At 63.7% G+C, this 20,777-nt stretch carries 20 protein-coding genes; 12 read left to right on the top strand and 8 right to left on the bottom strand.

What is annotated here, in order from left to right; genetic code table 11:
* Positions 1-64: 64 nt before the first annotated feature.
* The 8 genes from C1D09_RS24875 to C1D09_RS24840 form a co-directional block, all read right to left on the bottom strand.
* On the bottom strand, positions 65-730 hold the full coding sequence (locus C1D09_RS24875; protein ID WP_143976737.1) for a response regulator transcription factor: 666 nt from the start codon (positions 728-730) through the stop codon (positions 65-67).
* 70 nt (positions 731-800) lie between these two features.
* A complete protein-coding gene (locus C1D09_RS24870; protein ID WP_143976736.1) occupies positions 801-1,100 on the bottom strand; it encodes a hypothetical protein in 300 nt (99 codons plus the stop codon).
* 171 nt (positions 1,101-1,271) lie between these two features.
* Positions 1,272-1,679, bottom strand: coding sequence for a DUF3168 domain-containing protein (locus C1D09_RS24865; protein ID WP_143976735.1), 408 nt, complete (start codon positions 1,677-1,679; stop codon positions 1,272-1,274).
* A 159-nt stretch (positions 1,680-1,838) separates the two neighbouring features.
* A complete protein-coding gene (locus tag C1D09_RS24860) occupies positions 1,839-2,645 on the bottom strand; it encodes an ABC transporter permease (protein WP_143976734.1) in 807 nt (268 codons plus the stop codon).
* A complete protein-coding gene (locus C1D09_RS24855) occupies positions 2,645-3,478 on the bottom strand; it encodes an ABC transporter permease (protein WP_143976733.1) in 834 nt (277 codons plus the stop codon). The genes C1D09_RS24860 and C1D09_RS24855 overlap by 1 nt, the downstream gene beginning before the upstream one ends.
* Positions 3,479-3,498: 20 nt before the next feature.
* Positions 3,499-4,611, bottom strand: coding sequence for an ABC transporter substrate-binding protein (locus C1D09_RS24850; RefSeq protein WP_143976732.1), 1,113 nt, complete (start codon positions 4,609-4,611; stop codon positions 3,499-3,501).
* Between the two features lie 69 nt (positions 4,612-4,680).
* Positions 4,681-5,775: an ABC transporter ATP-binding protein gene (locus C1D09_RS24845; RefSeq protein WP_143976731.1), complete on the bottom strand. Its 1,095-nt coding sequence runs from the start codon at positions 5,773-5,775 to the stop codon at positions 4,681-4,683.
* Positions 5,776-5,924: 149 nt separating this feature from the next.
* Positions 5,925-6,812 carry a LysR substrate-binding domain-containing protein gene (locus C1D09_RS24840; RefSeq protein ID WP_143976730.1) on the bottom strand — a complete coding sequence of 296 codons (888 nt, stop codon included), beginning with the start codon at positions 6,810-6,812 and terminating at the stop codon, positions 5,925-5,927.
* Positions 6,813-6,887: 75 nt separating this feature from the next.
* On the opposite strand from C1D09_RS24840, the gene C1D09_RS24835 reads away from it, so the two are divergent.
* The 12 genes from C1D09_RS24835 to C1D09_RS24780 all read left to right on the top strand — a co-directional run bounded on the left by C1D09_RS24835 (position 6,888) and on the right by C1D09_RS24780 (position 20,494).
* Positions 6,888-8,474, top strand: coding sequence for an amidohydrolase (locus C1D09_RS24835; RefSeq protein ID WP_167514738.1), 1,587 nt, complete (start codon positions 6,888-6,890; stop codon positions 8,472-8,474).
* A 40-nt stretch (positions 8,475-8,514) separates the two neighbouring features.
* Positions 8,515-9,447, top strand: coding sequence for a dimethylarginine dimethylaminohydrolase family protein (locus C1D09_RS24830; RefSeq protein ID WP_143976729.1), 933 nt, complete (start codon positions 8,515-8,517; stop codon positions 9,445-9,447).
* Between the two features lie 159 nt (positions 9,448-9,606).
* The gene (locus C1D09_RS24825) at positions 9,607-10,224 is read left to right on the top strand and encodes a cupin domain-containing protein (protein ID WP_143976728.1); all 618 of its coding nucleotides are present in this window, start codon (positions 9,607-9,609) and stop codon (positions 10,222-10,224) included.
* 140 nt (positions 10,225-10,364) lie between these two features.
* Positions 10,365-11,306 carry an ABC transporter substrate-binding protein gene (locus tag C1D09_RS24820; protein ID WP_095770772.1) on the top strand — a complete coding sequence of 314 codons (942 nt, stop codon included), beginning with the start codon at positions 10,365-10,367 and terminating at the stop codon, positions 11,304-11,306.
* Positions 11,307-11,397: 91 nt separating this feature from the next.
* Complete coding sequence (locus tag C1D09_RS24815; protein WP_425463429.1) at positions 11,398-12,198, top strand: ATP-binding cassette domain-containing protein; 801 nt, start codon at positions 11,398-11,400, stop codon at positions 12,196-12,198.
* Complete coding sequence (locus C1D09_RS24810; protein WP_143976727.1) at positions 12,195-13,208, top strand: ABC transporter permease; 1,014 nt, start codon at positions 12,195-12,197, stop codon at positions 13,206-13,208. The genes C1D09_RS24815 and C1D09_RS24810 overlap by 4 nt, the downstream gene beginning before the upstream one ends.
* Before the next feature lies 1 nt (position 13,209).
* On the top strand, positions 13,210-14,298 hold the full coding sequence (locus tag C1D09_RS24805; RefSeq protein WP_143976726.1) for a phosphotriesterase family protein: 1,089 nt from the start codon (positions 13,210-13,212) through the stop codon (positions 14,296-14,298).
* A 34-nt stretch (positions 14,299-14,332) separates the two neighbouring features.
* Positions 14,333-15,103: a glutamine amidotransferase gene (locus tag C1D09_RS24800; protein WP_143976725.1), complete on the top strand. Its 771-nt coding sequence runs from the start codon at positions 14,333-14,335 to the stop codon at positions 15,101-15,103.
* A gap of 2 nt (positions 15,104-15,105) precedes the next feature.
* Complete coding sequence (locus tag C1D09_RS24795; protein ID WP_143976724.1) at positions 15,106-16,017, top strand: ribokinase; 912 nt, start codon at positions 15,106-15,108, stop codon at positions 16,015-16,017.
* The gene (locus C1D09_RS24790) at positions 16,014-16,862 is read left to right on the top strand and encodes a BtpA/SgcQ family protein (RefSeq protein WP_143976723.1); all 849 of its coding nucleotides are present in this window, start codon (positions 16,014-16,016) and stop codon (positions 16,860-16,862) included. The genes C1D09_RS24795 and C1D09_RS24790 overlap by 4 nt, the downstream gene beginning before the upstream one ends.
* The gene (locus C1D09_RS24785; protein WP_143976722.1) at positions 16,859-18,103 is read left to right on the top strand and encodes a Zn-dependent hydrolase; all 1,245 of its coding nucleotides are present in this window, start codon (positions 16,859-16,861) and stop codon (positions 18,101-18,103) included. Before C1D09_RS24790 ends, C1D09_RS24785 begins: the two co-directional genes overlap by 4 nt.
* Positions 18,104-18,340: 237 nt before the next feature.
* The gene (locus C1D09_RS24780) at positions 18,341-20,494 is read left to right on the top strand and encodes a transglycosylase domain-containing protein (RefSeq protein WP_143976721.1); all 2,154 of its coding nucleotides are present in this window, start codon (positions 18,341-18,343) and stop codon (positions 20,492-20,494) included.
* Positions 20,495-20,777 lie beyond the last annotated feature (283 nt).

The following is a 20,777-nucleotide window of genomic DNA, read 5'->3' as shown; positions in this document are numbered from 1 at the left end:
CAGCGAACGCGGCCACAAACGCGGCGAAAGCGGCGTCCTTGCGGTTGGTTTGAGCGGTTCCGAGTTACGCCTCCGGCTCGCGCATGCGGTAGCCCATGCCACGCACGGTTTCGATCATATCGATGCCCATCTTCTTGCGCAGCCGCCCGACAAACACCTCGATGGTGTTGGAATCGCGGTCGAAATCCTGATCGTAGAGATGCTCGACCAGTTCGGTGCGCGACACCACCTCGCCCATATGGTGCATCAGATAGGCGAGCAGGCGGAATTCGTGCGAGGTCAGCTTCAACGGCACGCCGTCGACATCGGCCTTCGAGGCCTTGGTGTCAAGGCGCAGCGGCCCGCAGGTGAGTTCCGACGAGGCATGGCCGGCGGCGCGGCGGATCAGCGCCCTGAGCCGCGCCAGCACCTCTTCGATGTGGAAGGGCTTGGTAACATAATCATCCGCGCCGGCATCGATGCCGGAGACCTTGTCGCTCCAGCGGTCGCGCGCCGTCAGGATCAGCACCGGCATCTTGCGGCCGCTGCGGCGCCAGCGTTCGACCACGCTGATGCCATCCATCTGCGGCAGGCCAATGTCGAGAACGACGGCGTCGTAGGGTTCGGTGTCGCCGAGGAAATGGCCTTCCTCACCGTCGAAGGCACGGTCGACGACATAGCCGGCGTCGACCAACGCGTCCGCTATCTGCCGGTTGAGATCCTTGTCATCCTCGACGACGAGTACGCGCATGCGGAGATCGATACCTTTGAAGGACTTGTTCAGATATAGGCCGATTCCGGCAGCCTGGGAAACGGACGGGTCAGTTCTGCGGAACGACGATTTCGGACCGGCGGGGACGCTGCCCGTCCTTGCCAGGGACCAGCACGACGATGACACAGACCGGCTGGCCACCGCGTGTCGACTGCGAGGCCTTGGCCAGCGTCCCGCCATTCTGCTCGGCCACTTGCTGGCCGATCGCGTAGCAGTCGGATGCGGCCAGGACGATCGGGCTGGACTGGTCGGGCGTGATCAGCGGTATCGCCGTCGCCTGCGACGCCAACAGCCCGGCAGCACAGAGCGCCAGGGTCGCGGTTCGAAAGTGGGAGCGCAGCGTTTTCATGGTCGGCGTTGTAACGCATCGGTGCTGAACGTGAAATGAACGGTGATCGATGCGAAAAACATGCCCGCTACACCCTGAACCTCAGACGACCGATGGCCATTTCGACGCGCCGAACCGCCGAAATCCCGCGGACGCCAGTCTAGACTCCGTTTCGGCCGGATTGAAAGCGTGTCAGGCGTTTTCCTGCGTCAGCGCGCGAAACCGCAGCAGCCCGTGATGCACGAGGAGTTCCTCGTCGTACCGGGCCTCGGTGAATTCAAGCGACAGCCGCGTCTTGCCGCGCCGGCCGACCACCAGTGCGGCGTTGGCAAGGCGGGCCTTGATGGCGGCCATGATGGCAAGGGTTTCGCCTTCACCATGGGCTTTCGACCAGACATGCAGCGTAATCAACTGATCGTTGCCGTTCTCGGCACCGGTGTCCCAGTCAAAGGCGCTGGTCTGACCAAAAGTCACGTAAGGAAAAGCGGCATTCTCGGTCGCCCGCTCGAGCAGCCCGGCGCCACCAAGCAGCGCAGACAGCGACTTATCGCTTTTGAGCCTTAGAAAAAGTGCCTGCAGCAAATCGCCGGGCGCGGTCATTTATCGTCCCCCTCGCCTGTCATGGCTCGTGCAAGCGGTTCGTCATACCGGCAAATTCACGCGCAGCCACCAGCTCGTCAAGCCTGCGCCATATCGCATGATTCTCCTCGGCGCGACGATAAAAGCCAATCTCGACAATACGACCTGCCGACAACCTCCTCAACCGGTGCCGCGCGTCCTGGCCACGAAGCTGCGCACCGCCAGCACCAGCACCGTGATGAGGATCAGGATCACCGACAGGGCCGCGATCGCCGGGTCGATGTTGTCGCGCAGGCCCATCCACATCAGTCGGGGCAGCGTAATGGCGTTTACCGAGGTGATGAACAGGGTAACGCCGATCTCTTCCCAGGACAGGACGAAGGACAAAAGCGCCGCGGTAATGATGCCGAACTTGATGTTGGGCATGATGATGCGGGTGGCGCGCTCCCAGACAGTCGCGCCAAGGCCGCGCGCGGCAAGGTCGATGCGACGGTCGAGTTGGCTGAGCGAGACCAGGATCAGCACGGTTGCGAAAGGCACCGTCATCACCGAATGGGCCATGGCAACGCCGAGCCAGGTGTCATAACCGAAGAACGAGCTGAAGCCGGAGATTGAGGTCAGCAGGAAGTAGAGCGTGATCGCCGAGACCACCGGCGGCACAACCATCGGCAGCAGCACGAAACCGACCAGTGCTGCGGTAAAGCGGGGCTGGAACATCCAGATGCCTAGGCTGAAGCAAAGCGCCAGCACCGTGGAAATCGCGCTGCTGACGATGCCGATGCGGATCGACAACAGGATCGACTGGAGCCAGCGAGGATCATCGATTAGCGAGCGATAGTGGCGCAGTGACAGTTCGCCGGACGGCATCGCCAGCATGCGGCTCGGCGTCAGCGACACCGGGATGACCGCGAGCAGCGGCATCAGCAGGAACAGCGCCACAAGGGCGGCGAGGATCAGCGAGACCGGGCCGGGGCGATAGGTCGGCATCAGATCAACTGCTTCGGTCTGACGTAGCGGAACAGCAGCGCCATCAGCGCGCCGACGAACAACACCAGCACGACGCTGATCGCGGCCCCCAGCCCCCAGTCCGGGCTCTGGAAAATCCTGAGATAGATCAGTTCGGCAATCATCACGCTGCGGCCGCCGCCCAGGATCGCCGGCGTGACGAAGAAACCGAGCGAGAAGACGAAGACGATCAGCGCCGAACCGATGATGCCGGAGCGTGTCATCGGCACGAACACCGTCCAGAAGGTGCGCATTCTGCTTGAGCCGAGGCCACGCGCCGCCAGAAGCACGCGGTCGTCGAGGCTGCGCATGGCGGACGCCAGCGGGAAGACCGCGAAAGGAATGAGGAAATGCGTCATGCCGACGACGACGCCGAACTCGTTGCGCACCAGGGTCAGCGGTTCGGAGATGAAACCGATCGACTGCAGCCAGGTGTTGATCAGGCCGCGATTGGACAAGAGCGCCACCCAGCCGAAGGCGCGTGTCAGCACGGATATCCAGAACGGCACCAAGATGCAGAATTCGGCGATGAGGCGCTGCGCCGGGCTGCCGCGCACCCACACGACCGTGATGGCATAAGCGGCGGCAACCGACACCACGGTGACGATCGCCGCGATGCGCAGCGTACGGATGAACACCGACTGGACCAGATCGTCGGTGAGCAACGCTTCATATTGGCCAAGCCCTGGCGTCGGCAGAGTGAAACTCCACTTCACCACGCCGAGAAACGGCCAGGCATAGGCCGGGACCAGGAACAGGAGCAGCGGCGCCATCAACAGCGCCGCGCCCATCCTGTCGGAGAGAACGCCTCTCATCTCAGATCAGCATCCCGCGCTCAGGCGGAGATGATCTTGGTGTACTCGTCGAGCGCCGCGCCGTAGTTCTTGGCGTACCAGTCCATGTCGAGCGGGATCTGCTTCTTCATGTTCTCGGGATCGACGGGATTGATGCGCTTCTTGTCGGCCGGGATCAGCGCATCGGCAGCCGGGTTGGCCGGGCCCTGGCCGAGCTTGTCGAACATGACGAGCTGCTTCTGCGGATCCTGCGCGCTGGCGATGAACTTCATCGCCGCTTCCTTGCCGCCGGGATTGTTCTTGAGCACGGCCAGCGCTCCAGGCGAGATCAGGCCCTGGTCCCAGATGAACTTGATCTTGCCGCCGGAATCCTGCTCGATCAGCGACGCGCGGGTCGACCAGACGATGGCCATCGAGGCTTCGCCATTGAGCAGCACGCTCTGGCTCTCGGCGCCGCCACCCCAGTAGGCGACGACGTTTTCCTTGAAGGCTGCGATCTTGTCATGCGCGCGCTTCAGGTCGAGCGGGTAGAGCGAAGCCGGCGCGATGCCGTCGGCCAAGAGCGCTGCTTCCCAGCTCGACACGCCCCATTTGTAGAGCGAGCGCTTGCCGGGGAACTTCTTCACGTCGAAGAAATCGGCCATGCCGGTCGGGGCGTCCTTGCCGTATTTCTCGGAATCGTAGGCGATGACATAGGAGAAGAAATAGGTCGAGGCGGCATATTCCCAGCCGAAGCCGGGGCGCATCTTCTTCTTGTCGACGATGTTGTAGTCGATCGGCTCGAGCGCACCCTGGGCGCCGAGGGTGATTGCCGAGAACGGATCGACGTCGACCAGGTCCCAGGTCGGCGCGCCGCTCTTGAACTGCGCCGAGATGGCGCCTTCGGTCGGGCCCGAACCGTCCATCTTGACGGTGATGCCGGTGTCCTTGGTGAAGGCCTGGCCATAGGCCGCATCATAGGCGGTGATGGCGTCGCCACCCCAATTGACCAGCACCAGTTCCTTGGCCGCGGCAAAGGCACCGGTCGAGCGCAGCAGCATCGGCGTGCCGGCAAGCACGAGGGCTGCCAGCTGCGTGAACTGGCGGCGCGAGATCTCGCCACCTCTGGTCCTTTCGGACAGCGTTTCGATGGCCTGTTTCTTGGTGTCGTTCATGTCAGTTCCCCTTTGTTTTCGTTGATTTCAGTCCGGAAGCCGGTGCGGCGGATCAGGCCGCGCCGGCGCTCATTGTCCTCCGTCCGGAAGGAGGAAACCCTTTTCCGCCGGCCAGGTCAGCCAGACGGAATTGCCTTTGCTCAGTGCCGCGGCGGCAACCTCGTTCGGCACCGAGACGGTCACCTTCGCGCCCTGGCGTGTCATCAGGTCGAGCTTGGTCGCCGCACCCAGATAGGTCGAAGCAGTGGCCGTCGCCGCAATGCCGTTTTCGCCCGCCGCCGCTTCGCGCGCGATCGACATGTGCTCGGGCCGGATTGCGAGGATGGCGTCACCCCGGACCTTCTCGGCCTTGCAGTGCATGTTGACCGCGCGGTCCTCGCAAAGGCCTGTCGAGCCATTGTCGGCGGGCTTGACCCCCTTGAGCGGCAGCATGTTGATCTCGCCGAGGAATTCGGCGACGAAGCGGTTGTCCGGCCGGTCGTAGACTTCGTCGGGAGCGCCGACCTGCAGCAATTTGCCGTGGTTGAAGATGGCGACACGCGAGGACAGTGCCAGCGCCTCGCTCTGATCGTGGGTGACGAAGACGAAGGTGGTGCCGGTTTCCTGGTGCAGGCGCTTCATCTCGGCCTGCATCTGGCCGCGCAGGCTCTTGTCCAGCGCCGAGAACGGCTCGTCGAGCAGAAGCACGCCCGGCTCGAACACCAGTGCGCGGGCAAGCGCGACACGCTGCTGCTGGCCGCCGGAGAGTTGCGAGGGCAGTTTCTTCTCATGGCCGGTCAGGCCGACGCGCTCGATCATCTCGCCGACGCGCTTCTTGATGTCGGCCGCCGATTTCTTGCGCACCTTGAGCGGGAAAGCGATGTTGGCCTCGACGCTCATATGCGGGAACAGCGCATAGCCCTGGAACACCATGCCGGCGGCGCGCTGCTCGGCGGGGCGGTCGGTAATGTCGGTGCCGTCGCTGAAAAGCTTGCCTTCCGTCGGCTGCACGAAGCCGGCCAGGATCATCAGAAACGTGGTCTTGCCCGAACCGGAGGGCCCGAGCAGCGTCAGGAACTCGCCGCGGCCGATATTGAGCGACAGATTGTCCAACGCACGGAACGAGCCGAAGCTCTTGCCGATTCCAATTGCCTTGATCTCTGCGGCCCGGCCGGGTTGCTGCATCCTGCCTCTTCCTCAGTCCCAGGTGAAATCGTAGGCAGGCCGGCGGCTCACCGCAATCGAATAGTTTTCGCCTGATCGGCAAATTTGATTCACGTCTGGCAGTCTGGACGCGCAGAATCTCCGCATCGAGGTTTCTTAAGAGGGATAGATCAGAGTCTGCTCTGCGACAGCTTCGCCCTGAGCCAGTCGCTGAAGGCATTGAGCACGGGATGGCCGGCCTTGGCGTGCTCGAAGACCAGGAAATAGGAGCGTGGCGACGGCACTGACGCTTCAAAAGGCTTGACCAGCCGGCCTTCGTTCAGCGCCCGGCGACCGGTCAGCTCGTCGCCCATGGCAATTCCCTGGCCGGCGACGGCCGCCGAGAAGACGAGGTTCATGTCGGAAAAGAAGATCCCGCCTTCGGTATCCGGGTTTTCCACCTTGGACAGCGCCAGCCAGCGCGCCCAGTCCTCGGTGTCGGAGAGATGCAGCAGGTTGGCGCGCAGGACGTCCGCCGGTTTGGAAAAGCCGCCGACCTTGTTGAGCAATGTCGGGCTGCAGAGCGGCGTGAAGTGGACTTCGCAGAGCAGCTCCACCATCCGGTTCGGCCAGTTGCCGACGCCGAAGGCGATGAAGGCGTCGGCGTCCGGATTCGAGACGTCGTCGAGCCGGCGCGGCGTCAGAACCGAGAGCGCCACGTCAGGGTACATCTGCTGGAACTCGCCGATATGGGTGCACAGGAACATGGAGGCGAAGCCGGGCGGGCAGGAGATGGCAAAGGAGCCGCCGACGCCGGCGCCGTTCGTCTGCGCTCCCGCGTCGCCGAGTACGGTCAGCGCCTTCCTGACATCGGCTGCGTAGCGCTGGCCGCGCGGCGTCAGCGCCACCCCCTTGCCGATACGCTGCAGCAGATCGAAGCCGAGGTCGCGTTCCAAAAGCCGCAGCTGGTGGCTCACCGCGCTGCGGGTGAGGTGCAGTTCGTCGGCGGCACGCCAGACGCTGCCGTGGCGAGCGAAACTGTCGAGGGCGCGCAGCGCCTGCGTGGATGGAATTCTCAAGAGGTGAACCGAATTTGCATGAACCGGGAAAACATATCACTTTTTGGCGAGCCGCTTCACTGCTTTCTTTGACGCATGGACAAACCGGTGACGACATCGGCGCAAGAGACCGCCCTTGCCTGCCTCGACGGCATCCAGCCGCTGCTGTCGGCGTGGACGCGCACCATCTTCGATTTCGGCGAGACCGCCTGGCGCGAGTATCAGTCCGCCGCATGGTATGTGGAGCGACTGAAGCGAGAAGGCTTTACCGTCGAGCAAGGTTCCGGCGGCATGCCGACCGCCTTCTGCGCGCACTGGACGAATGGCGCCGGGCCGACGATCGGTCTGTATGCCGAATATGACGCGGTTCCCGGCAACTGCCAGGACGCGGTGACGGCGAAGCAACCGCGGCCCGGCCTTGGCGTCGAGGCTGGCGGCCACACCGATCCGCATTCGGGGTTGGGCATGGCAAGCCTCGGTGGCCTGTTGGCCACCAAGGCGGCGATGCAGCATCATGGCATTCCAGGCACGTTGCGCTTTACCGGCGAACCGGCCGAAAAGGTGCGTGGCTCGAAGCCGATCCATGCCGCGAAGGGCTATTATGACGGCCTAGCCGGCATGATATCGTTCCACCCTTTCTACATGCTGCCGCTCTGCAACACGGCGCGCTGGGACACCCATTGTGGGGCAGCCTACGCCATGATCTACCGCTTTGTGTGCGACGAACCCGAAAACTGGGTTCGCGCGGGCGACGGCGCACCGATCCCGCAGGCGCATTCGGCGATCCGCGCGCCCGGCGCCAACGACGCGCTGATGACGATGTACATGACATCCAAGGCGCTGCGCGATTCCATGCTGCCGCACCAGGGCGGCTGGTCGATCAGCGAGGCGATCCTGACCGCCGGCCAGGCCACGGCCGACAATCTGCCGGCGGGACTGGCCGAAATCCAGTACATGATCCGCGTGCCGACGCTTCGTATGGCCGACCAGGTCACCGCCGTGCTCGACCGCAATGCGGCGGCGGCGGCGGCGATCAGCGGTTGTCGCTACGAGCGCCACTGGGTATCGAAGTCGCGGCCAGGGCTGGCTAACCACGCCATGGCCGAGATCGCCTATGAGGCCCTGTCTATGGTGGGGCCGCCGCGCTGGGACGAGGCCGCCAGGGCGATCGGGCGCGAAATCCAAGTCAATGCCGGTGGTACCGCGACCGAGAACCCGTTCATCGAGGAACTGGAACGGCTGATCGCACCACAGGAGGCGGAAGCGATCCTGCGCCAGGACCTGCCGCCTTCACAGCTGAATTCGACCTCCGACGACTATACCGACATGAGCTGGCATGCGCCGACCGCACGCTTTTACGTCGCCCGTCCGGCGCTGCGCTCGGCCAATGGCCATGCCTATCCCTCCTGGGTGATGAATGCGCTGGGCGGCATTTCAGCGACGATCGATCCGATGGTTGCCTGCGCCGCCAAGACGGTCGCGCTGGCGGCGCTGCGCCTGCTCGAGGACGGAAAAGCCCGCGATGCGGCGATGAACGAGTTCGTCACCCGCACCGGCGGCGGCATTGGCGGCACAAACTGGATTGCCCCGCTCTGCGACTACGAACCGCCGATCAACTTCCGCTGGCCGGAATATGTCACCACGGCGCGCGGCCGCGACTGGTGGATCCCAAGCAAGGCATGACCAGACCAACTCTTGAGAAGAAGCCCACGAGGAGAACCGCATGACCGTTCATGATCGCATCGTCGCCGAGCCGTTTTCGCTGCAGCGCCGCAATCCAGCCGGCGGCACCAAGCCGCTGACATCATGGGGCTTCGCCAACGAAACCGACGTGTTGACCGACGTGCTGCTGGGATCGCCGAATTTCCTGCGGCATCTGTCGACCAGCTCGTTGTCGCGCAAGCACCTGCGCGAGGCGCCCTGCAACGTCCAGATCGCGCAGGCGCAGCACAAGGACCTGGTTGCCGCCTATGAGCATTTCGGCGTCAACATCCACTGGCACGAGCCAACGCCGGAACTGCCGATGCAGGTCTATTCCCGTGATTCCAGCGTCATGACGCCTTACGGCGCCATCATCACCGCCATGGCCAATTGGTGGCGGCGCGGCGAAAACTATGCCGCCATCCGCACCTACGAGAAGCTCGGTATCCCGATCTACGACATGGTCACGGCAGGCACATTCGAGGGCGGCGACTTCAACGTCATCGAGGACGGCGTGGTGTTGATCGGCTGCGGCGGCGCTCGCACGCAGGAAGAAGGTGCCCGCCAGGTGCAATCCTGGTTCGAGAAGGAGGGCTGGGAAACCCGCATCGCCTTCATCGACGAATATTATGTCCATATCGACCTGATGGTGGTGCCGATCGCCGAAAAGCTCACTGCAGTGTGCCTCGCCTGCACCGAGCCCGGCATCGTCGACTGGCTGAAGGGCAAGGGCCACGAGATCATCGATGTTCCCTTCCAGGACACGATGGCGCTCGGCTGCAACTTCATGTCGCTCGGCAAGGACCGGGTGATCGCGCCGACCTCCAGCCAGACGCTGATCGGCCAGCTCAAGGCGCGCGGCTTCGAGGTCGCGGCTGTCGACATGAGCGAGATCTCCAAGACCGGGGGAGGCATCCATTGCATGGCGCAGGCCTTGAAGCGCGAGGCAGCGTAAGAGATCACCGCCTCGCCAATGTTATGCGGCGGGGCGCGGAGACTGCCCTGGACGGGTTCTAGGCCCGATCCGATGCATAGTCCGTTCTTCACAGGATGGACAACGCCCGGGATCGGTTTTACGAGTCAGCCCGACCAGCGGAGATGTTCGCGCCCCCCAATGAACAAGATCGATACCCACAACAGCAAAGGCGGCGAGGAGCGCTCCACCGCCACCAGCCTGCTGAGGCTCGGCACAAGGTTGAAGCTCTCCCGGCAGACGCGTGGCCTGACCTTGAAGGCGCTCGCAGCCGCCGCCAACTGCTCCGAAAGCCTGCTTTCCAAGGTCGAGAATGGCAAGGTCTCACCGTCGCTGCCCATGCTTCACCGGCTGGTCGAGGTGCTCGGCACCAACATTGGCTGGATGTTCGAGGAGGCCGATGGCGAGGAAGGCATCGTCTTTCGCGCCGGAGCACGGCCGTTGATCGCGCTCGATCCGCTCAGGCGCGGCGAAGGCATATCGCTGGAGCGCGTCATTCCCTATTCGCCGGGCCACCTTCTGCAGTGCAATATCCATCATATCGAGGCGGGCGGGGAAAGCGCCGGCCCAATCCAGCATGCCGGTGAGGAAGTCGGCTATCTCCTGGAAGGCGCCATCGAACTGATGGTCGGTGAAAAGACGTTTCGCCTGTCCGCCGGCGATTCCTTCGTTTTCGACTCCGAACTGCCGCACTGGTACCGCAATGTCGGCGACGAACGCGCCAGCATTTTCTGGGTGAATACGCCGGCGACATTCTGATCTCGCCGGCCCCCGCCCCCTTTCGCCAGTGCTAATTCAAGTCACTTGACAAGGAATCAAGTATCTTGAATTATGCGTCTGCGCTCAGCGCCAGATGAGCCCGATCAAGGGCCTTTTCCGCAAAACCAAGGGGAACCGGAATGCGTCTTACCAAGATCCTTTCAGGCTGCGCCGCAGCCATCGCCATGACCCTCGCGCTTGGCTCCGCCTCGGCCATGGCCGAAACCTATGCGCTGGTCACCATCAACCAGCAGGCCCTGTTCTTCAACCAGATCAATGACGGTGCCAAGGCCGCGGCAAAGGCCGCCGGCGTCGACCTCGTCATCTTCAACGCCAACAATGTGCCGAGCGCGCAAAACGACGCGATCGAGAACTACATCACCCAGAAAGTCGACGGCATCATTCTCGTCGCCATCGATGTCAACGGCGTGAAGCCCGCGATCACCGCGGCCAAGGCCGCCGGTATTCCGGTGATTGCCATCGACGCGCAGATCCCGAATGGTGACAATGTCGCCTTCGTCGGTGTCGACAACACCAAGGCCGGCGAGGATATCGGCAAGTTCTACGCCGAATACGTCAAAACCAAGCTGAACGGAACCGCCAAGATCGGTGTTGTCGGCGCGCTCAATTCGTTCATCCAAAACCAGCGCCTGGACGGCTTCAAGAAGGCTGTCACCGAGAGCGGCCAGAAGGTGACTTTCCTCGACACGGTCGATGGCCAGAACGTGCAGGACGTGGCGCTGTCCGCCTCCGAAAACCTGATGACGGCCAATGCGGACATGACGACGCTTTATGCGACCGGCGAGCCGGCATTGCTCGGCGCCGTTTCGGCCGTCACCAGCCAGGGCCGTACCGGCGACGTCAAGGTGTTTGGCTGGGACTTGACCAAGTCCGCGGTGCAAGGCCTCGAAGAGGGCTGGGTAATCGCCGTCGTCCAGCAGGATCCGGCCGGTGAAGGCAAGGCTGCCATCGAAGCCTTCGGCAAGCTCAAGAAGGGCGAGAAGATCGATCCGATCATCAATGTTCCGATCACCATCGTAACCAAGGAAAATGTCGGCCAGTTCAAGGACATGTTCAAGTAAGATCCTCCCCAGACCGCCGGGCCGCGCACTGACTTTGTCGTCGTTGCGCAGCCCGGCGACCGATTGAACATGCCGCATGAGAACTGGAACCATGATGAGCGATGGCGAGACCTGCCGCGTCAGGATGACCGGTATTTCCAAACGATACGGCCCTATCCAGACGCTGGATGATGTTTCCCTGAACCTGAAACCTGGCGAGGTGCTCGGCCTGGTCGGCGACAATGGCGCCGGCAAATCCACCTTGAGCAAGGTGCTGTCCGGCGCGGTCATTCCGGATTCCGGCACTATCGAGATCGATGGCAAGGCCGTGTCCTTTTCCTCGCCGGCCGATGCCCGCGCCGCACGGGTGGAGATGGTCTACCAGGACCTTTCGCTCTGCGACACGGTGGATGTGGCCGGCAATCTCTTTCTCGGCCGCGAGCCTCGCCGCCATGTGCTCGGCGTCCCCTTTCTCGACAACAGGCGCATGCATGAGCAGACGCGCGAGATGCTTGACCGGCTCGGCATCGTCATTGCCGACACCAGGCTCAAGGTCGAGAATCTTTCCGGCGGCCAGCGCCAGTCGATCGCCATCGGCCGCGCCGCCTCCTTCGATCCGTCGGTGCTGATCATGGACGAACCGACAGCCGCACTTGCGGTGGCGGAAGTCGAGGCGGTGCTGGAACTCATCCGCGCCGTCAGCGCCCGTGGCGTCAGCGTCATCCTCATCACGCACCGGCTGCAAGACCTGTTCCTCGTCTGCGATCGCATCCAGGTCATGTACGAGGGGCGAAACGTCGCCGAACGCAGGATTGGCGATACCAGCATCGAGGAGGTCGTCAACCTGATCGTCGGCCGGAAATTCATCGCGCGTTCGGCGCGCGCCAGCCGCGACGAAGGGGCACAGCCATGAACGTCACCTCCGCCGGCGTTGGCGCCTCGCCGCCCAAACGCGCCAACAACAGTACGTGGAAGGATCTTGCGGCAGCCAATGGCAGCGTCGTCTCCATCGCGCTGTTCTTCATCGTCGTCTGCGTGGTCTTCTCGCTGGTCACCGGTTCCTTCCTGACGACGCCCAATCTGCTCAATATCGTGCGCCAATCGGCGCCGCTGCTGATCGTTGCGGCGGCGATGACCTTCGTCATCACCACCGGAGGCATCGATCTTTCGGTTGGGTCCGTGCTGGCGCTGACGGCGACACTTTCAGCCGTTGCGCTGCAGGCCGGCCTGCCTTGGCCGCTGGTCGTTGTCGGCATGCTGGCGCTTGGCGCGGCGATCGGCGCCTTGCAGGGTTTCTTCATCGCCTATGAGCGCATCCCGGCCTTCATCGTCACGCTTGCCGGGCTCTCGGTCATCCGCGGCGTGGCGCTGCTGATCACCGGCGGCTATTCGATCCCGGTCGAGCCGACGAGCTTTTTCGTCAACATCGGCAGGGCCTGGTTCCTCGGCGTGCCGGTGCCCGCATTGCTCGCCCTTGTCGTCCTGGCCATCGCCTATCTCGCCTTCAACCAGACGCCTTTCGGCCGCTATGTGACCGGCATCGGGGCCAACGCCGAGGCTGTGCGCCGCGCCGGTGTCGATACGCGCTTCATGACGCTCTTCGTCTATGTCCTGTCGGGCATGGCGGCAGCATCGGCCGGCGTCATTCTGGCCGCGCGGCTGGGCTCCGGCTCGTCCAATTCCGGCCAGGGTTTCGAGCTCGATGTCATCGCCGCCGTGGTGCTTGGCGGCACCAGCCTGTTCGGCGGGCGCGGTACGATCATCGGCACCGTGCTCGGCGCCTTGACCGTGGCGGTCATCGGCAACGGCCTGATCCTGGCGCACATGTCGCCCTTCCTGACGCCGATCGTCACCGGCACTATCATCCTCGTTGCAATCTGGCTGAATTTCCGCCTGTTCAAGGGCGCGACGCGGAGCCGCTGACATGGATCATTTGTTCGACAACACGCCCAGGCAAAGAGTGCCTGTCGGTGTTCGCTCCGGCACCGTGATGACCGTTACTGGCCCGGTCGCGATCGCCGACATGGGCGTGACGCTGATGCACGAGCATATCCTGCTCGATGGCTCGACATCCTGGAAATGCCCCTGCCATCCAGACGACAGGAAGATCGCCGAGCAGCCGGTCAGCATGGAGATCATCGGCGAATTGCGGATGAACCCCTACATGAATCGCGACAATGTCTCGCTCGACGACAGCGACCTGGCGCTTTCCGAACTGGCCAGGTACCGGGCCCTGGGCGGCCACACGGTTGTCGACGCGACCAATATCGGCATAGGCCGCGATCCGGTGAAACTGGCGCGTATCGCCCGCGCCTCCGGATTGCGCATCGTCATGGGCACGGGCTTCTATCTGCAGCACACGCATCCCGACTGGCTGAAGGCGATGGACGTCGACGCCGTCACGGAATTCCTCGTCAACGATGTCGGCGGCGGCTCGACGCAGCCCGAAATCATGGCCGGCATCATCGGCGAGGTCGGCGTCAGCAAGGATTTCACCGAAGAGGAACGCAAGTCGCTGCGGGCTTCAGCGCGCGCGGCCAGGATCACCGGCGTCCCGCTGACCATCCATCTGCCCGGCTGGGAACGGCTGGCGCATGATGTGCTTGACGTGGTCGAGGCGGAAGGCGCGAATCTCAGACACACCATCCTCTGCCATATGAACCCGAGCCACAATGATCTTGCCTACCAGAGAAGCCTCGCCGCGCGTGGCGCCTTCCTGGAATACGACATGATCGGCATGGATTTCTATTATGCCGACCAGGATGCGCAATCGCCCTCCGACGAGCAGAACGCGCAGGCGATCCGTTCGTTGATCGACATGGGGCTCGTCGACAGGATCCTGCAGTCGCAGGACGTTTTCCTGAAGATCATGCTGACGCGCTTCGGCGGCTTCGGCTACGGCTTCATCCTCAAACATTTCGTGCCAAGGCTGAAACGCCATGGTGTCGAGCAATCGGCAATCGACCGCATGCTCATCGACAACCCAAAGACCGTGTTCGCCGCGAGCCTCTGAGCTGCCGGCCGCTGCAAAAAAACAGGGAGTTTACATGTCCAGGAAGAAAGTTCTTCTCGCCGGCGAGTCCTGGGTCTCGACCGCGACCCACATCAAAGGCTTCGACCAGTTTCCGACCGTTACCTATCACACCGGCGCCGATGAACTGCTGGCGGCGCTGAAGGATGGTCCGTTCGATGTCACCTTCATGCCGGCGCACGAAGCGCAGCGGAATTTTCCCCAGACCATGGAGACGCTTTCGGCCTATGACGCCGTGGTGCTTTCCGACCTTGGCGCCAATACGCTGTTGCTTCACCCCGACACCTGGGTCCACTCCAAGCCGACGCCGAACCGGCTGCGGCTGCTGCGCGACTATGTCGGCAATGGCGGCGGCCTCCTGATGTTCGGCGGCTATTACAGCTTCCAGGGCATCAACGGCGGCGCACGCTACCACAAGACGCCGGTCGAGGACGTCCTGCCGGTGAGCTGCCTGCCGGTGGACGATCGCGTCGAAGTGCCCGAAGGCTATGCGCCGGTCGTTGTCGGCCCTCAAAGCCATCCGATCCTGAAGGGCCTGGGCAAGGATTGGCCGATCCTGCTTGGCTTCAACGAGGTCACGGTCAAGGAGGGCGCCGAAGTCCTGGCCACCGTGTCTTCCGACTACCGTTCCATGCCGCTGCTGGTGACAGGCAAATATGGCAAGGGCCGCACCGTCGCCTGGACATCGGATGTCGGGCCGCACTGGCTGCCGCCGGGCTTCATCGCCTGGAATGGCTACAAGACACTCTTCGAACAGATGCTGGGCTGGGCGACAGCCAGGGATTAGCCATGCGCGTCCATGTCGTCGGCAACGCCTGCGTCGATACGACGTTTCAACTGGACCGCTTTCCGCGGCCTGGCGAGACGTTGAACGCGTCCAGTCATGTTGACGGACTTGGCGGCAAAGGGGGCAACCAGGCGGTGGCGGCCGCCCGCACAGGAGCCGATGTCCGTTTCCATGCGGCGATCGGCGACGATGCCGCCGGCGTTTGGATCAGGGAACGGCTGAGCCGCGACCTCGACGCCCGCCATCTGACGACGCTGGCGCTGCCCAGCGACCGGTCGACGATCATCGTCGATCTGCGGGGCGAAAACCTCATCGTCACCGGCGCCAGCTGCGCCGCCGCCTTCGATCCGCTGGCCGACGGCGGTTTCGCGACGTCGATCGAACGCGGCGACATCGTGGTGATGCAAGGCAACCTTCTTGCCGATGTAACGACAGCGTGCCTGCGTGCGGCGCGCAGCGCGGGCGCCATGACGATCCTCAATCCGAGTCCGCTGGCGGTCGGTTCGATACCGTGTATGGATGCCGTCAGCCTCGCCGTCGTCAACGCAGGCGAAGCAGAGCAACTGACCGGAACCGGCGATGCAGCCGCGGCGGGCCGCGAATTGGTCCGTCAAGGCGCCGACAGCGCGATCGTGACACTTGGCCCGGCCGGCTGCCTGGTTGCCGACCGTGAAGGACGCATCGACCGGTTCGCGGCGCCCGAGGTGGACGTGGTCGACACCAGCGGTGCGGGCGATGTCTTTTGCGGCTGCCTCGCAGGCTGCCTTGCGGCTGGCATCAGCCTCGCCGCCGCAGCGCGGATCGCGGTACGAGCCGCTGCCATTTCGGTCGGTCGCCCCGGCACGCTCGGCTCCTGCCCCGACAGGCAGGAGATGAAGATACTCATGGAAAAGACGGAAGCGGAAACCGCATGACAAGATCCCCCAACTCCATCGGCTCCAAGCAGGACGCCGGTGACGTGCTGCAGTCGATCTTCGGTCGAAAGAAAGTGGTGATCGGCGTCGTTCATCTGGCGCCCCTGCCGGGCGCGCCGCGCTACGATGGCGAGGCGGTCGAGGCCATCTACCAGCGCGGCCTCGACGATGCCAAGGCCTATCTTGATGGCGGTTGCGACGGCGTGATCGTCGAGAACCATGGCGACGTGCCCTTCGCCAAGCCGGACGATATCGGCCCCGAGACCTCCGCTTACATGTCCGTCGTGTCCGACCGCATCCGCAGGGAACTTGGCCGGCCGATCGGCATCAATGTGCTCGCCAATGCGTCCATCCCCGCGTTGTCGATCGCCAGCGCCTCGGGTGCCTCCTTCGTGCGCGTCAATCAGTGGGCGAACGCCTATGTCGCCAATGAGGGCTTTATCGAAGGCGAGGCGGCACGCGCCATGCGCTTTCGTGCCAGGCTTCGCGCCAACGGCATCCGCATCTTCGCCGATGCGCATGTCAAGCACGGCGCCCATGCGATCGTCGGCGACCGCCCGGTCGAGGAACAGGTCAAGGACCTGGTGTTCTTCGATGCCGATGCGGTGATCGCCACCGGCCAACGGACGGGCCACGCCGCCGATCTCGGCTACATCAGGATGATCAAGGGCGCGGCCGGGCTGCCGACGCTTGTCGGCAGCGGCGTGACGCCCGAAAATGCCAACGACATTCTCGACATTGTCGACGGCGTCATTGTCGCCAGCTCGCTGAAACATGACGGCGTCTGGTGGAACCAAGTCGATCGGCTGCGGGTGAAGGCCTTCATCAGCGGCCTGAAGCGATGAGCTTGACGCCCCGGATTGACGGCGACCGACTGCTCGGGCGGCTTGATGCTTTCGCTGGGATCGGGGCGACACCAGCCGGCGGTGTCAACCGGCAGGCGTTCAGCGTCGAGGATCGCAGGGCCCGGCGCCTCCTGGCGGAGCTGGCCCTGGAGCGTGGCTTCACGGTCTTTCAGGACCATATCGCGAACCTCTTCATTCGCCGCGAGGGTACGGATGCCACGCTGCCACCGCTTCTGATCGGCAGCCATCTCGACAGCCAGCCGACGGGCGGGCGCTTCGACGGTGCGCTCGGCACGCTTTCAGCCTTCGAGGTGCTCGAGGCACTCGAGGACGCACAGGCTGAGACCCGAATGCCGGTCGAGGTCGTCGCCTGGGCCAATGAGGAAGGCAGCCGCTTCGCGCCGGGCGTCATGGGCTCCATGGCTTTCACAGGCGCGGATACCGCGGCGTGGAAATCCATTGTCGGCGCCGATGGTGCGGTCCTCGCAGCTGAGCTGAAGGCGACGATCACCGCCTTGCCGGAGGCTGCCCTTCGTCCAACCGGCATGCCGATATCAGGCTATATCGAGCTGCATATCGAACAGGGGCCATCACTGGAAAAGGAGCAGTTGCCGATCGGTGTGGTGACCGCCGTCCAAGGTACGCGCTGGCTGGAAGTCTCCATCCAGGGCACTGCCGGTCATGCGGGCACGACAGACCTTGCCTACCGCAGGGATCCGATGGTCGCGGCGATTTCCGCCATCCACAGGCTGCAAACGACAATCATGCCGCTCGACAGCAGCGCGCGGCTGACGGTGGGCCGGATCGCCGCCAGGCCGGGATCGATCAACGCCATACCGCAATCGGTGGCCTTCACCGTCGATATCAGGCATCCGCGGGCAGAGCAGCTCGATCTCGTAGAGGCCGAGGTCCGCCAGGTCTGCGCGGCGGAGGCGGAGGCCCAGCATTGCACGGCAATGATCAAGCGATCGTTTGATATGCCCGGGGCGGCCTTCTCACCCGATATGGTCAAAACCGTCGAGGAGGCCGCCAGTTCCCTGCGGCTTCAGTTCAAGCACATGATATCGGGCGCCTTCCATGATGCGCTGTTTCTCGCCCGTGTCGCGCCTGCCGCAATGATCTTCGTGCCGTGCCGTGACGGGCTTAGCCACAACGAGGCTGAGTATGTGGAACCTGGCCACGCAGTGATCGGCGCACGCGTTCTGCTGCGGACGGCCATCATGGCCGCCTCGCCGCGATGACATTCATAGCACCCGTCACTGACAGGCTGATCGCAGTCAGCTGACCAAGCGCGGTTTCGAGGTGGCGGCCGTCGCCAACCATGGCTGCCCCTGCCCTCTCGTCGACAAACCTTGCAGCTGTGTCGCTGCAGCCCTTGTGGACACCCGTAAAATGGATGAATAGTCGGGACAGGGCGCTGCCCTGAAATTGCCGGCTTGCGGCTTTCAGGTCACGCCACAGCCGAGCCGGGTTTTTGAATGGTCAGCCCTGAACCGCGCAAGAGAAGAGGTCCGATCGCGTCGCGTCTTCTGGCGCTGGACGCCTGGATCGATTCCTCGCTCTACGAGATCGGGTTCAAGGCGCGGCAGTTCTGGGAGGCGGCGACAATCTTCTCGCGGCGCTTTCGTCTCAAGGGCTGGCGGCGCGGCATCATCGAGATTTTGAGCGAGGGTTTCACGCTCGGCGCCGGAGGCATCGTGGTGATGCTGGCGCTGGCCATTCCGGCGTTCCAGGATACGGCCGGCGACTGGCGTGCCCAGGGCGATTTCGCCGTCACCTTCCTCGACCGCTATGGCAATGAGATCGGCCAGCGCGGCATCATCCAGCGCGATTCCGTCCCGGTCGACGAGATGCCCGATCACGTCATCAAGGCCGTGCTTGCCACCGAGGACCGACGCTTCTTCGACCATTACGGCATCGACGTGCTCGGGCTGTCACGAGCGATCTTCGAAAATGTGCGGGCGAATTCCGTCGTCCAGGGTGGCTCGAGCATCACTCAGCAGTTGGCCAAAAACCTGTTCCTGACCAATGAACGCACCTTCGAACGCAAGATCAAAGAAGCCTTCCTGTCGCTGTGGCTCGAAGCCAATCTGTCGAAAAAGGAAATCCTGCAGCTCTATCTCGACCGCGCCTACATGGGCGGCGGCACGTTCGGCATCGAGGCGGCGGCGGACTTCTATTTCGGCAAGAGCGTCAAGGATCTCAATCTCGCCGAGGCGGCTATGCTGGCCGGCTTGTTCAAGGCCCCGACCAAATATGCCCCCCACATCAACCTGCCGGCGGCGCGCGCACGCGCCAATGTGGTGCTGTCGAATCTCGTCGATTCCGGCTTCATGACCGAAGGCCAGGTGCTGCAGGCGAGGCTGCATCCGGCCAACGTCGTCGACCGCGGCGAACAGAAAAGCCCCGACTATTTCCTCGACTGGGCCTTCGACGAGGTCAAGAAGATCGCCAAGCCCGGCCAGCATTCGCTGGTCGCCCACACCACCTTCGACGCCAACATCCAGAAGGCGGCGGAAGAGTCCGTCGAGTTCCACCTGCGTCAGTTCGGCAAAGAGTATAACGTCACCGAAGGCGCCGTGGTGGTCATCGAGACCAATGGCGCGGTGCGGGCGATCGTCGGTGGCCGCGACTACGGCGCCAGCCAGTTCAACCGCGCCACCAAGGCGCTGCGCCAGACCGGTTCGTCCTTCAAGCCCTATGTCTACGCCACGGCGATGGAACATGGCTTTACGCCCAATTCGATCATTTCCGGCGGGCCAATCAGCTGGGGCAACTGGTCACCGCACAATTACAGCGGCGAATCAGCAGGCAACATCACGCTGATCATGGCGATGGCCAAGTCGATCAACACCGTGCCGGTGCGGCTGGCCAAGGACCATCTCGGCATCGCGCCGATCAAGGCGATGGCCGAGGCGATGGGCGTGGAATCGCCGCTCGAGGCGCACAAGACCATGGTGCTCGGCACTTCGGGCATGACCGTGATGGACCAGGCGACGGGCTACAGCGTGTTCGCCCAGAACGGCTTCGTTGGTTCCAGGCACGGCATCACCCAACTCGTCACCCGCACGGGCGACGTGGTGTATGACTGGACCAAGGATGCGCCGCCGCCGCACCGGGTGCTGTCCGAGCAGGCGCTGAAATCCATGAACACCATGCTGGCGGCCGTGCCGGTGATGGGCACGGCGCGGCGCGCGCAAATTCCCAACATCGTCGTCGCCGGCAAGACCGGCACGACGCAATCCTATCGCGATGCCTGGTTCGTCGGCTTCACCGGCAACTACACGGCGGCCGTGTGGCTGGGCAACGACGATTTCACCCCGACCAAGAACATGACGGGCGGGTCGCTGCCGGCCATGGTGTGGCAGCGCCTGATGGTCTACGCGCACCAGAACATCGACCTGAAGCCGATCCCCGGCATCGACAAGCCGTTCATCGACGAGGAGATCGCGGCCAAGGCGGCGGAAGCGCAGAAGAAGAGCGAGGAACAGGCCGCGGCCGACGCGGCCGCCGAGCGGCCGGCGGTCCTGTCCAGCCGGACCACGCAGACGTTGAGGGACATGACGCAGCTGTTCCAATCCGCGCCCAAACTCGACGCCGCCGCCTCGCCCGAAACGCTCTCGGCGCTGTGATTTCGGCCTCACCGCGGACCAAGCCAACAGGCAAATCCATCCCGCCCGCTTGCCACAAGGCCCCGCGCCGCGATATCCCCGAACGGCAATCCTTCGCGCACGCGGCCCTTCATGCTCAAGAACGCCTTCCTGATGCTGCTTTCGCTTGCCATAGCCATTGGCGGCGGCGGCGCCAGCGTCTGGTACGCGCTGAAGATCCAGGACGGCGTCGGGGCCATCCGCGTCGGCCAATGGACGGCCTTCCCCGACATCGGCACGCCAGCGGCCGACCCCTACTCGAAGG

The sequence above is a fragment of the Mesorhizobium intechi genome, assembly GCF_002879535.1.
GTDB classification, from domain to species: Bacteria; Pseudomonadota; Alphaproteobacteria; order Rhizobiales; family Rhizobiaceae; genus Mesorhizobium; species Mesorhizobium intechi.
This window is presented reverse-complemented; position numbering and strand designations above follow the sequence as displayed.